Origin of the sequence: Williamsia herbipolensis, assembly GCF_036153515.1 — a bacterium.
GTDB classification, from domain to species: Bacteria; Actinomycetota; Actinomycetes; order Mycobacteriales; family Mycobacteriaceae; genus Williamsia_A; species Williamsia_A herbipolensis.
In genome coordinates, this window is record NZ_CP108021.1 from 2,680,767 (window position 1) to 2,692,722 (window position 11,956).

Genomic DNA, 11,956 nt, shown 5'->3' on the forward strand with positions numbered 1-11,956 from the left:
TTCGCGCTCAGCCACCCACACGCAGGGCGCGCACGGCGTCGATGGTGTCGGCGTCGGCGGCGTCCTTGTCGGGCCGGTACCGCGACACGCGCGCGAAGCGTAGTGCGACACCACCCGGGTACCGGGTGCTGGTCTGCACCCCGTCGAGCTCGATCTCGACGACGATCTCCGGGTGCAGGTACATCGCGTGGGAGTCACTGTGCGACTCATGTTTCGGGAACTCCTCGGTCTGCCACCGGAGCAGCTCGTCGGTGAGTCCCTTGAACGTCTTGCCGACCATGATCGGTGGACCGCCGTCGGGGTCGCGGGCGCCGAGGTGCAGATTCGACAGCCAGCCGGCGCGTCGGCCGGAGCCCCGTTCCACCCCGATGACGACGAGGTCGAGGGTGTGCTCGGGTTTCACCTTGAGCCAGCTCTTGCCGCGACGGCCCGCGGCGTAGGTGGAGGCGAGCGACTTCACCATCGCGCCCTCGTGTCCCGCGGCGATCGCGGCGTCGAAGTGAGCACGGGCCTGCTCGGCGGTCGGCCGGACCACTGCCGGGATACGGTGCTGCCCGGCAACGGAATCGAGGGCGGCCCTGCGCTTCTCGAGCGGGGCGTCGAGCAGGTCCTCACCATCGAGATGGATGCAGTCGAAGAAGTACGGCGACAACAGCAGTTCGCCCGCGGCGGATCCGAACCGACTCATCGTCTCCTGGAACGGGCGCGGCCGGCCGGAGTCCTCGAGCGCGAGCGTCTCACCGTCGAGCACGACCGAGCGACACGGCAGCGCACGGACCAACTCCACCAGTTCGGGGACGGCGGAGGTGATGTCACGCAGCGTGCGGGTGACGATGAGGACCTCGTCGCCATCGCGATGCACCTGGATGCGCGCGCCGTCGAGCTTGTGTTCGACGACGACGTCGGGCCCGAGTGCGGCGTACGCCGCGTCCATGGACTCGCCGGGTGAGGCGAGCATCGGTCGCACCGGTCGGCCCACGGTGAGGGTGAATCGTGCCAGTTCCTCGGCGCCCCCGGACAGGGCCGCCGCGGCGGTGACGGCGAGGTCACCCGACAACATCGCCGCGCGTCGGACCGCGCTCTGCTCGACATCGAACGCGGCTGCGACGGCATCGGTCGCCACACCCTCCAGAGCACCCTGCCGCAACTCCCCGGTGAGCAACCGGACGAGGAAATCCTGTTCGGGCGCGGTGGCCGCGCCGAAGAGCCCGGCGAGCAGATCGCGACGGCGCGCGGTCGAGCCCGCACCGGAGACGCTGGTCAGATCGGTCAGAGCGGTGTCGACATCGAGGACCGAGAGTCCGGGCTCCGCGCTGGGCTCGGGTCTCGCGGCCGACAACGTGCGCCACCCGACGCCGATCCGTCCCTGCCGGGGACGACCGGTGAGCCAGGCGACCACCGGCAGCACCTCGGCGGCGTCGAGGGAGGCGATGAGTTGGGCCAGCAGGTCGATCTTGGCGCGGCGGCCGGACACGGCGCCGACCGCCTCCGACGTCTCGATGACCTCGTGGAGTCGCATCACCCAGTTCTACCGCGCTGGTACGACGAGCCGGGTCAGAGGGCGAGGCGGATCTGATTGCCGCCGGACTGCTTCGCCTCGTACATCGTGTGGTCGGCGCGGCGTCGTGCGTCGCGGGCCGCCTCCCGTCCCGACCGTGCGGGATGGGCAGCGACGACCCCGATGCTCATCGTGACCGACGGCGCGGCGGCCCCACCGTCGAACTCGGTGGGTATGGTCGCGGCGATCTCACGCACCGTCTCCGCCGGTCCGCTCACCACGAGGGTGAACTCCTCACCCCCGCTGCGGGCCACGAAACCGGCGGTCCCCACGTGCTCGCTGAGTTCGTGGGCGACCCGCACCAACACCTCGTCGCCGATGTCGTGGCCGTGGGCGTCGTTGACCTTCTTGAACCCGTCGATGTCGGCGACCGCGAACGCCACCGAGGTCTCGGCGCCGGCGACCCGCTCGATCATCGGTATCGCCTCCTGCCACATGCCGCGCAGGTTGTGGACGCCGGTCAACGAGTCGGTCGCGGCGAGGTCCGAACGGCGGCGGAAGGTCGACCACGCCAGCTCCATGGTGAGGGTCGGCCCGATCACCACCAGCAGCACGATGATCGTGCGGGCCAGCGTGTAGGCGACGCCCTCGCCGTCGACGAGTGCCCAGACAGTGAACCCGATGGTCGCCGTCGTGGCGAAGGCGATGTGCGCGACCAACCACGCCCGGGAGAGGAAGAACATGAAGAAGGCACCGGTCACCGCGTAGAGCGCGCATCCGAACAAAGCGTCGACCCGGGGGGTGATGGTGAAGACGACCCCGAGGGTCCCGAGATCGGCGAACAGGCCGAACAGGCGTGCCCCTACCCCGTCCACGAAGAAGCGGGTCGTCATCCAGATGACACCGGAGAGGACAGCGAACCCCGCGAGCACCCACACGGCGATCGCGACCGCATCGGTCGGGTCCTGATAGAAGCGCGTGACGATACCGACCACACCGAAGTTCATCGCCGCGAACCCGATGGTGCGGCGCGACACCGCCTCCAGATGCGGCTCGTGCAGGCGCGCGGTCGCCAATCGAGAACGTCTCGCCGCGGCCATGTAGCTCTTCACACCTCATCCGACCCGTGCTCCGAGGACACGCTCGGAGCATTCACGATGGGCACGATCCCACAGATGGGGCGTCGAGGTGACAGTTCACGGTGTCTCGCACGGACGATAGGGCCGAACCCCGACTACAGCGCCTCCAGCGCCGACGTCATCGAACGGACGGTCTCGCCGGCGATCTTCTGGAACACCAGCCACATGATCGGCTCGCCCAGCTTGGCCGCGCCGTTGAGCGACACGTTCGCCCGATAGGTGATCTGCGTACCGCCGTTCCCCGCGTCCGCCAACGCCAGGTCGTCGCTGCTCGTGGCGGTCTTGTTGACGCCCTCGAATCGCAGGTGGTCGGGGTCGTCGCGCACCAGCGTGTAGTCGAGTTCGGTGGTCACCCCGACCAGCTTCGAGGTGTTGTGCCAGACGGTGCCGACCGCGACCGGGCCGGGGGTCGTCTGGACGTTGTCCTGGCTTCCCGGGTCCCACTGCGTCGCATTGGTGAAGTCGCGCAGGTAGGCGGCGACGGCCGCCCGATCCTTGGCGACGGTGAACGTGCGCGATACCTCGACCATGTCGGCTCCTCGTTCGTCTGTGATGGATACGGACGTGGCGCCGATGGTACGTACGCGCCTCAGTCGATCGGCGCGGTGATGCTGCGCTCGCTGGCGGGCACGAAACCCGGCACCGGATCGGGGGTGTCGACCACCGAGTAGGCCGACGCATCGCCGGCCAGCGAGACCGACGGCCGACCGTCGACACCCACGGGGATGTCGCCGGCGAGCGTCACGCGGTTGACCTTGCGGTAGGCGTCGCCGAAATCGGCCACGCCGTAGTGCTGGGTCGACCGGTTGTCCCAGATCGCGATGTCGCCGGGTGACCAATTCCAGCGGAAGGTGTTGTCGGGCCGCTCCACCCGGGCCTGCAGCAGCCGCAGGATGTCGGCCGACTCCGAGGTCTTGAGCCCGGCGAAGCCGGAGACGAAGTGCCCCAGGGTCAGAGCGCGCTCGCCGGTCTCGGGGTGCACCCGCACCACCGGGTGCTCGGTGCGGAACACCGTCTTGGTGAACTCGGCCCGGTACTCGGGGTCGCTCGAGTCCCCGACGGTCAGGTGCTCGGCGTAGTCGTAGTCGTTGGTGTGGATCGCCCGCAGGTTGTCGGCGAGCACCCGCAACGGGGCGGGCAGGGCCGCATAGGCGGCGACGGTCGACGCCCACATGGTTGCGCCGCCGTAGCTGGGCTGGACCACCGCACGCAGCACCGACATCTTCGGGATGCGGTCGACGAAGGTGACGTCGGTGTGCCACGAGTTGGCCGCGCCCTCCAGCGGCAACAGGTCCTCGCCGCGGGACAGCACCGTCGGGTGCGCCTTCGTCGGCGTGCCGAGCAGGCCGGCGAACTCGTACTGCGCGGCGTCGTCGACGTGGTGCTGACCGGTGATGATCACGACCTTGTGCGTCAGCACCGCGCGCCGGATCTCCTCGATCACGCGGGGGTCCAGATCCGGTCGGAGGGTCACGCCGTCGATCCGCGCCCCGAGGTGGTGGCCCAACTTGGTCACCTCGATCGCCGGCCGCGGGCGCGAGGTGATCGGGCCGCTGAGGCGGGAGTGGGTCGGTTCGAGGATCGTGGTCACAGCACAGTGCCTTTCATCGGTAGATCAGGCCGACGCGCCCGCGCCAGACACCGGCGAATCCGACATCAGAGCACCCATACGCACGTGGTCCTACCTGCATGTTCCGTGTGATTGCCGATGGGCGGCAAGGTTTGGCGCATACTGATCCGAACGAGCCACGGCGGGAACACGCTCCGGTACACCCGGTTTGCGAGCCCTCCGGGGCATCCGGTGGCTTCTCGTCAAGACTCGGCGAATCCGGGGCCTTCAGGCACGGTCGCGCGATCTCCCATCGCCGCCGCACCCCTTCCGGGTGGGTAGGAACGAGGCTCGACTCGACGTGAACGACGTGTGGGACTACTTCACCGACCATCGCCGTCAGCTCCTGTTCGACAGCTACCAGCACGTGAGTGCGGTGGTGCAGAGCGTCATCCTGGCCACGCTGATCGCACTCGCGGTCGCCATCGCCACGTATCGCAACCCGGCGGTCGCCGCCCTCGCGAACTCGGTGTCGTCGGTGATCCTGACGATTCCGTCGTTCGCGCTGCTGGGTCTGCTCATCCCGGTGTTCGGACTCGGGGTGATCCCCAGCATCTTCGCCCTGGTCCTGTATTCGCTCCTGCCGATCGTCCGCAACGCCATCGTCGGGTTGTCATCGATCGATCCGGCCCTCGTCGACGCCGCCCGCGGCACCGGGATGTCGCGGTTGCAGATGTTGACTCGCGTCGAGATGCGACTCGCCTGGCCCGCCGTGCTCGCCGGGATGCGGGTCAGCTCGCAGATGGCGATGGGCATCCTCGCGATCGCCGCGTACGCCAAGGGTCCCGGCCTGGGCAACCTGATCTTCACCGGACTCGCGCGGGTCGGCAGCCCCACCGCCATTCCCATGGCGCTCACCGCCACCGTTCTCATCGTCGTGCTGGCACTGCTTCTCGACGCCGTTTACATGATCATCGGACGACTCACGACCTCGAAGGGTCTGCGTGACTGACATGACCACCACCACGAGCAGTACCGGGACATCGACGAGCACACGGGGGTCGGCGGGCGTCGACATCGTGCTCGACCACGTCAGCAAGCGCTACCCCGGGCAGAAGACCGCCGCCGTCGACGACGTGTCGCTCACCGTGAACGCCGGCGAGATCGTCGTGTTCGTCGGGCCCTCGGGCTGTGGCAAGACCACCACGATGCGGATGATCAACCGGCTCATCGAACCCACGTCGGGATCGATCAGCATCGGCGGCCGCGACGCGCTCTCGATCCCGGCCAACGAACTGCGGCGCTCCATCGGCTACTCCATCCAGCAGGCCGGACTGTTCCCGCACATGACGATCGCGCAGAACGTCGCGCTGGTCCCGGGACTCCTGAAGTGGGACAAGAAGCGCGTCACCGCGCGCACCGAGGAGATGCTGCACCTCGTGGGCCTCGACCCGGCGGTCTACCTCCATCGATTCCCGCGCCAGCTCTCCGGCGGACAGCAGCAGCGCGTGGGTGTGGCCCGGGCACTCGCGGCCGATCCGCCGGTGCTGTTGATGGACGAGCCCTTCGGCGCCGTCGACCCGATCACACGGGCGTCGCTGCAGGACGAGTTGATCCGACTGCACGCCGAGATCGGCACCACGATCGTGTTCGTCACCCACGATTTCAGCGAGGCCGTGAAACTCGGCGACCGCATCGCCGTCCTCGGCGAGGCGTCGTCGATCCAGCAGTACGACACCCCCGAGGCGATCCTGGCCAACCCCGCCACCGAGATGGTCGAGGGGTTCGTGGGCAGCGGCGCCCTTCTCCAGCAGCTCGGTCTGGTGCGGGTGCGTGACGTGGCGCTCGAGCACCGACCCACCGCACACGAGAACGATGCGCCCGCCGAGTTCGCCGCCGCGATCGCCCGGACGCCCGACGACTGGGGCGTCATCCTCGACGACCGCGATCGCCCGGTGCGCTGGGTCCGCGATCACCACCTCCGGTCGGCGAGCTCGCTGCGCGACGTGGGTGTCCCCGCCGACCTCGTCTCGATGTCGTCGACTCTGCAGCAGGCGCTCGAGGCCATCCTCTCGACCGGCTGCGTGTCGGCGATCGTCACCGGCAAGAACGGTCGCTACGAGGGCGTCGTCGTGATCGAGACCCTCATGGCGGCCATCCGCGACATGCGGGTCCCCGACGACGTTGCCGCGACGGACCCCGCATGACCACCACCATCGGCTCCGATGTCGATTCCGAACTCGGCGAGGGCCGCCTGCGCCTGCTGATCCAACCGGTGCTGGTGATCGCGGTCGCCGCGGCGGTGCTGATCTGGGCGTTCACCCGCGATCTGACGGCCACGCAGAAGGAGACGATCAACGCCTCGTACGTGTCGTCGCTGGTGTGGCAGCACCTGGTCATCAGTGTCGTGGTCGCAGCGATCGTGGTCGCGATCGCGGTGCCGGTGGGCACACTGCTGAGCCGCCCACGCCTGAAGAGGTTGGCGCCCATCGCCGTCGCGATCGCGAACATCGGCCAGGCGACCCCCGCGATCGGACTTCTGGTGCTGCTGTTCCTGTGGACCGCGACCACCGGGTTCTGGATCGGGGTCATCCCCATCGCCATCTACTCCCTGCTGCCGGTGCTGGCGAACACGCTGCTCGGCTACGCGAGCGTCGATCCCGCGGTGATCGACGCCGGACGCGGGCAGGGCATGTCGAAGACCGGCATCCTCGTGCGCCTCGAGTTCCCGCTCGCCATCCCCTACATCCTCGCCGGCCTGCGTACCTCGCTCGTGCTCGCTGTCGGCACGGCCACGTTGAGCTTCCTCGTCGACGCCGGCGGGCTCGGCATCCTCATCGACACCGGCTACAAGCTGCGCGACTACGTCGCGCTCGTGGTGGGCTCGGTGCTCGCCGCGTGCCTGGCGATGATGGTCGACTGGGTCGGTGCGCTCGCGGAACGCTGGCTCGGGCCGAAGGGGTTGCGAGTATGACGCGACGCGTGAGAACCGTTGTGCTGCTGGCTCTGTCGTCGCTGTTGGTCCTGGCGACCGCCGCCTGCGGTCTGTCCTCGGGCAGCACCCCGCCGTTCACCGTGACGTCGGGATCGATCCAGAAGGTCCCGTCACTCGACGGGGTGAAGATCACCGTGGGCTCCAAGGAGTTCACCGAGCAGGCCATCCTGGGCTACATCATCGAATACGCGCTGATGGCCGCCGGCGCCGATGTCCGCGACCTCACCAGCATCGTCGGATCGCGCTCGACACGGGACGCGGAGATCGCGGGTCAGGTCGACGTCACCTACGAGTACACCGGTACCGGATGGATCAACTACCTCGGCAACGAGAAGCCCGTGATCGGTGAGCGCGCCCAGTTCGAGGCGGTGCGCGATCAGGATCTCAAGGAGAACAAGCTCGTCTGGACCGCACCCGCACCGATGAACAACACCTACGCCCTAGCCACCAGCAAGGCCGTCGGTGACAAGACCGGGGTGAAGACGCTCAGCGACTACGCCGCTCTGGTCAACCGGGACCCGAACGCCGCACGCACGTGCCTGGAGACCGAATTCCGTTCGCGCCAGGACGGTTTCCCGGGTATGGCCCGCGCCTACGGGTTCCCTCCCACGAAGGTGCCGGTGTCGATCCTGCAGGGCGGCATCATCTATCAGGCGACCGCGGGCGGTACCGAGTGTCCCTTCGGCGAGGTGTTCACCACCGACGGTCGGATCAAGTCACTCGGTCTGCAGCTGCTCACCGACGACAAGCAGTTCTTCCCGAACTACAACGCGGCGATCGTGATGCGTGAGGCGTTCGCCAAGGACCACCCGGCCATCGAGCAGGTGATGACGCCGGTGTCGAACAAGCTCACCACCGACGCCATCACGAACCTGAACCTCAAGGTCGACGTCAACGGTCAGGAACCGGCGGTCGTGGCGCGGGACTGGATGATCGCCGAGGGCTTCGTCCGACCCTGAGACACCGAGGGCTTCGTCCGACCTTGAGACATCTGTGAGTCGATCGGGTCGATGCGGATCGTGAGGAGCTCCGCGCCGAGGAGGCGGACGTTCAGCGCGTTGAACGCACGCAACGGGTTCCGGCCGACGATCTGTCGTTGGCCGGCGATGGGGTCGTCGTCGGGGAGCACGGTGCCGACGCCGTCGATCCAGACCTGTCGCCATCCGCGACGGACGCGCACCCGCACGTGGGGTTCGACGATCATGTTGCGCACGTAGTTCGCCCGCATGCCGTGTTCGGCGATCACCCACAGGGTGCCGTCGCGGAAGCCGCTGCCCACCGGGGTGCGTCGACGCCGCCCGCTCACGCGCCCGGTGGTCTCGAGGATGACCAGGCCGAGCGGGTTGAGACCGACGGACATGAGGATCCGCACGGCCGGGTTGACCACGAATCGTTGTGCACAGCGGACCGCGACGACCTTGCCGCCCGGCCACACCACGCCCGACACCGCGAGGGCGACGAAGACCGCTGATTGCACCGCCGCAGAGATCCATCCGCTTCCGGGATCGATGCTCCACGGGATCCACGACAGGGCCAGCGCACCGCACACCGCGGTGATCAATCCTCGAGTTCGCTCAGGCATACATCTGTATGGGTTCATACAGATGTATGTTCCTCGATATGGCCGAGAAGTCAACCCCCGCCGCCGCGGCGTCGATCGTCGACGCGACGCTGCGGGTGGTCACCGATCGTGGGCTCGACCGGGTGACGGTGCGCGAGGTGGCGGCCGAGGCGTCGGTGGCGATCGGCACCGTGCAGCACTGGTTCCGCACGAAGGACGACCTCATCGTGGCCGCGTTCACCGCGGTGGTGACCGGCATCCGTGAGCGCGTCGACGCCGTGGAGCTCGGCGACGACGTGCGCGGCGATCTCATCGGCGCCCTCACCCAGCTGCTCCCCCTCGACGACCGGCGCCGCGACGAGGCACGGGTGCAGCTCGCCTTCGCCGCCCGCGCCGCGGTCTCACCGACGCTGGCGCACCTGCAGCGCGAGGTGCTCGGCGAGGTCCGCGCCGCTCTGACGCAGGCGTTCGTGCGCGCCGGCGTCACCGACCGGCAACGCTGCGCGGACGCCGCGGCGTCGGTGCTCGCCCTCGTCGACGGCCTGGCCATGCATGCGGTCAGTTCCGGTGACCGCCCACGGGCCGTCGATCAGCTCCGCATGGTCACCCTCGTGGTCGACGGTCTGCTGGCCGACCGCGGCTGAGATCCGACGCCGGGGACCTCAGAGATCGAACGAGGCGTGCATCTCCCAGAAGAGGATCTCCGCGTCGGTGACCGCACGCACGGTCAGCGCGGGTTCGTCGACCGAGCGGGCGGCGTCGCCCGCCGCGAGCGGTGTGGGCGATGGCCCCACCAGTTCGACCTCCCCGCGCGCGACGAACAGGTGCCCGAACGGCGCCGCGGGCAGCTCGACGGTGGCGCCCGCACCCGGGCGCGCGATGTTCAGCGCCACGAAGCGGTTGCCGATGCCGAGCGCGTCGGTGTCGCGGTCCCGCGCACGTCCCGACACCACCGTCACCAGCTCGCCCGCAGACAGGTCTTCGGTGAAATCGCGCTCTGCGTAACCCGGTTCGCGTCCGTCGGCGTCAGGTGGCAACCACATCTGGATCACGTGGGCGGTGATGTCGTCCCGCCGCGACGACGCGTTGCGCTCGCTGTGGGTGATCCCGCGTCCCGCCGACATCCGCTGCACCAGCCCGGGTCCGATGAGGCCGCAGTTGCCGTCGGAGTCGCGGTGCTCGATGCTCCCCTCGAGCACCCAGGTGACGATCTCGACGTCGCGGTGGCGGTGCGTGTCGAAGCCGCCGCCCGCGTCGACGATGTCCTCGTTGTGGACCATCAACACGCCGTGGGCGCCCGCCTCGAGGTCGAAGTTGCCCGTCGCGGGGAACGACTGCAGCGACGTCAGCCATGTGTCGTCCCACCGATGACGGCCTGTGCTCGGTAACACCTCGACCGTCAAGTCCGACCTCCTGCACATGAGACGGGGTGATGGGGGCACCATGTCTTGTATATGGTGCGCCCGATAGACCGAGACACCCCGGCTGGGGCCGACGTCGGCGGCGAGGGCGCACCGACCGGTGAGGAGAGAAGAAGATGACTGCAGTGCTGGCGACCGCCCCCACGACCGAGCACGTGCGCATGCTCGGACTCGGCGTCTATCGCCCGAAGCGTGTGGTGCCCAACTCGGAGATCGTCGACGCCATCGACTCGAGCGACGAGTGGATCCAGAGCCGGTCGGGGATCAAGACCCGCGGTTTCGCCGGCGACGACGAGACCATCGTCAGCATGAGCCTCGCGGCTGCTCGGGACGCCATCGCCGCGGCGGGCATCGACGCCGCCGAGATCGGCTGCATCGTGCTCGCGACGTCGTCGATGTTGGTTCTCGGTCCGTCGGCAGGGGCCGTCGTGGCGACCGAGCTCGGTATCGAGAACTGCGCTGCCTTCGACGTGGGCGCCGGTTGCGCCGGGTTCTGTTACTCGCTGGGCACCGCGGCCGGTCTCGTCCGGTCCGGCGCGGCGAAGTACGCGCTCGTGATCGGTGTCGAGCGGCTCACCGATCTGCTCGACCCCACCGACCGTGGCTGCGCCTTCATCTTCGCCGATGGTGCGGGCGCCGTCGTGCTCGGTCCGTCCGACGTCGAGGGTGTCGGCCCGGTCTCCTGGGGCAGCGACGGCTCGCAGACCACGGCGATCAAGCAGGACAAGGACTTCGGGCAGTACTTCGACGAGGTCGCCGAGGCCGAGGCCACCGGCGGCACGTCGGTCCGTCCCTACATCCGCATGAACGGACCCGCGGTCTTCCGCTGGGCGATCACCTTCCTCGAGAAGGCCTGTCGCGACGCCATCGACGTCTCGGGCGTGGCCGTCGACGACATCGACGTCTTCGTCCCGCACCAGGCCAACAGCCGCATCACCGAGGCGCTGGTGAAGGTCCTCGGCTTCGGCGAGAGGACGGTCGTCGCCAACGACATCCGACAGACCGGCAACACCAGCGCCGCGTCGATCCCGATGGCGATGGAGGAGGTGCTGCGCTCCGGTGCGGCACAGCCCGGTCAGACGGCGTTGCTGATGGGCTTCGGTGCCGGCCTCGCCTACGCCGGCCAGGTCGTGACGCTGCCGCCGATCGCGGACTGACCCCACACGGTGGGGTTCGATGTCACCGAGTACACGACGGTCCTCATCACGCTGATCGTGATCATGGACCCTCCCGGTCAGATCCCGATCTTCCTGTCGCTCGTCGGCCACCAGTCCCCGGCCGACCGGCATCGCGCCGCGTGGCAGGCCCCCGCGGTGAGCCTGCTGGTGATCAGCACGTTCGCCCTCGGCGGGAAGTTCATCCTCGCCTACCTCCACATCGGGGTCCCCGCGCTGCAGGGCGCGGGCGGACTGCTGCTGCTGTTGGTGGCGCTGCAGCTGCTGAACGGGGGCGGCGCCTCACGGCCCACGGCGTCCGACGGTGTGAACGTCGCGCTCGTCCCGCTGGGGACACCGCTGCTCGCCGGGCCCGGTGCGATCGCCGCGGTGATCGTCGCGGTGAGCCAGGCCTCGGGAGAGGCCGCGTCCTACCTCGCCATCGCCGCGGCCATCGTCACCGTCCACGTCGTCATCGCGATCGTGTTGCGGTTCTCCACGGTGCTCATCCGCATCCTCGGCGTCGGTGGGGTCACCCTGCTGGCCAAGATCGCCGGACTCCTGCTCGCCGCCATCGCGGTGCAACTCATCGCGAACTCGATCATGGGCTTCATCGACGCCCGATGAGCGCCGGTCGCC

13 protein-coding genes are annotated in these 11,956 nt (G+C 68.8%); 7 read left to right on the plus strand and 6 right to left on the minus strand.

Translation table 11 applies throughout. The features are described 5' to 3' along the window. Positions 1–7 precede the first annotated feature (7 nt). From OG579_RS12015 to OG579_RS12030, 4 genes are all read right to left on the minus strand, one after another. Positions 8–1,519 carry an ATP-dependent DNA ligase gene (locus tag OG579_RS12015; protein ID WP_328856115.1) on the minus strand — a complete coding sequence of 504 codons (1,512 nt, stop codon included), beginning with the start codon at positions 1,517–1,519 and terminating at the stop codon, positions 8–10. Between the two features lie 35 nt (positions 1,520–1,554). Further along, positions 1,555–2,598: a GGDEF domain-containing protein gene (locus OG579_RS12020; protein WP_328856116.1), complete on the minus strand. Its 1,044-nt coding sequence runs from the start codon at positions 2,596–2,598 to the stop codon at positions 1,555–1,557. A gap of 134 nt (positions 2,599–2,732) precedes the next feature. Beyond that, positions 2,733–3,167 carry an SRPBCC family protein gene (locus OG579_RS12025; RefSeq protein WP_055784369.1) on the minus strand — a complete coding sequence of 145 codons (435 nt, stop codon included), beginning with the start codon at positions 3,165–3,167 and terminating at the stop codon, positions 2,733–2,735. A gap of 59 nt (positions 3,168–3,226) precedes the next feature. After that, positions 3,227–4,219, minus strand: a complete 993-nt coding sequence (locus OG579_RS12030; RefSeq protein WP_408068821.1) for a TauD/TfdA dioxygenase family protein — start codon at positions 4,217–4,219, stop codon at positions 3,227–3,229. Positions 4,220–4,547: 328 nt separating this feature from the next. On the opposite strand from OG579_RS12030, the gene OG579_RS12035 reads away from it, so the two are divergent. From OG579_RS12035 to OG579_RS12050, 4 genes are read left to right on the plus strand one after another with little or no spacing between them, the layout of a single operon-like run. Continuing rightward, positions 4,548–5,198: an ABC transporter permease gene (locus OG579_RS12035; protein ID WP_045820911.1), complete on the plus strand. Its 651-nt coding sequence runs from the start codon at positions 4,548–4,550 to the stop codon at positions 5,196–5,198. Then, on the plus strand, positions 5,191–6,393 hold the full coding sequence (locus OG579_RS12040) for an ABC transporter ATP-binding protein (protein ID WP_408068669.1): 1,203 nt from the start codon (positions 5,191–5,193) through the stop codon (positions 6,391–6,393). Before OG579_RS12035 ends, OG579_RS12040 begins: the two co-directional genes overlap by 8 nt. Next, positions 6,390–7,160 carry an ABC transporter permease gene (locus OG579_RS12045; RefSeq protein ID WP_328856118.1) on the plus strand — a complete coding sequence of 257 codons (771 nt, stop codon included), beginning with the start codon at positions 6,390–6,392 and terminating at the stop codon, positions 7,158–7,160. The genes OG579_RS12040 and OG579_RS12045 overlap by 4 nt, the downstream gene beginning before the upstream one ends. After that, the gene (locus OG579_RS12050; RefSeq protein WP_328856119.1) at positions 7,157–8,140 is read left to right on the plus strand and encodes a glycine betaine ABC transporter substrate-binding protein; all 984 of its coding nucleotides are present in this window, start codon (positions 7,157–7,159) and stop codon (positions 8,138–8,140) included. The genes OG579_RS12045 and OG579_RS12050 overlap by 4 nt, the downstream gene beginning before the upstream one ends. Here OG579_RS12050 and OG579_RS12055 read toward each other — a convergent pair. Continuing rightward, positions 8,080–8,763 carry a nitroreductase/quinone reductase family protein gene (locus tag OG579_RS12055; RefSeq protein ID WP_328856120.1) on the minus strand — a complete coding sequence of 228 codons (684 nt, stop codon included), beginning with the start codon at positions 8,761–8,763 and terminating at the stop codon, positions 8,080–8,082. The genes OG579_RS12050 and OG579_RS12055 overlap by 61 nt on opposite strands. 38 nt (positions 8,764–8,801) lie before the next feature. Here OG579_RS12055 and OG579_RS12060 point away from each other — a divergent pair, with 38 nt between their 5' ends. Then, positions 8,802–9,386 (plus strand): TetR/AcrR family transcriptional regulator, encoded by a 585-nt coding sequence (locus OG579_RS12060; RefSeq protein ID WP_328856121.1) that lies wholly within the window; start codon positions 8,802–8,804, stop codon positions 9,384–9,386. 18 nt (positions 9,387–9,404) lie between these two features. Here OG579_RS12060 and OG579_RS12065 read toward each other — a convergent pair whose 3' ends face one another. Next, on the minus strand, positions 9,405–10,145 hold the full coding sequence (locus tag OG579_RS12065) for a pirin family protein (RefSeq protein ID WP_328856122.1): 741 nt from the start codon (positions 10,143–10,145) through the stop codon (positions 9,405–9,407). Between the two features lie 134 nt (positions 10,146–10,279). On the opposite strand from OG579_RS12065, the gene OG579_RS12070 reads away from it, so the two are divergent. Continuing rightward, entirely contained in the window at positions 10,280–11,320 is a 1,041-nt protein-coding gene (locus tag OG579_RS12070) for a beta-ketoacyl-ACP synthase 3 (protein ID WP_328856123.1), read from the plus strand. Between the two features lie 9 nt (positions 11,321–11,329). Further along, positions 11,330–11,944 carry a MarC family protein gene (locus OG579_RS12075; protein WP_328856124.1) on the plus strand — a complete coding sequence of 205 codons (615 nt, stop codon included), beginning with the start codon at positions 11,330–11,332 and terminating at the stop codon, positions 11,942–11,944. The last annotated feature ends 12 nt before the right edge of the window (positions 11,945–11,956 follow it).

Excerpts from the sequence above, each read along its gene's own strand:
- OG579_RS12025 (WP_055784369.1), bottom strand. The coding sequence starts at position 3,167 with ATGGTCGAGGTATCGCGCACGTTCACCGTCGCCAAGGATCGGGCGGCC.
- OG579_RS12060 (WP_328856121.1), top strand. The coding sequence starts at position 8,802 with ATGGCCGAGAAGTCAACCCCCGCCGCCGCGGCGTCGATCGTCGACGCG.
- OG579_RS12015 (WP_328856115.1), bottom strand. The coding sequence starts at position 1,519 with ATGCGACTCCACGAGGTCATCGAGACGTCGGAGGCGGTCGGCGCCGTG.
- OG579_RS12055 (WP_328856120.1), bottom strand. The coding sequence starts at position 8,763 with ATGCCTGAGCGAACTCGAGGATTGATCACCGCGGTGTGCGGTGCGCTG.
- OG579_RS12045 (WP_328856118.1), top strand. The coding sequence starts at position 6,390 with ATGACCACCACCATCGGCTCCGATGTCGATTCCGAACTCGGCGAGGGC.
- OG579_RS12050 (WP_328856119.1), top strand. The coding sequence starts at position 7,157 with ATGACGCGACGCGTGAGAACCGTTGTGCTGCTGGCTCTGTCGTCGCTG.
- OG579_RS12020 (WP_328856116.1), bottom strand. The coding sequence starts at position 2,598 with ATGGCCGCGGCGAGACGTTCTCGATTGGCGACCGCGCGCCTGCACGAG.
- OG579_RS12070 (WP_328856123.1), top strand. The coding sequence starts at position 10,280 with ATGACTGCAGTGCTGGCGACCGCCCCCACGACCGAGCACGTGCGCATG.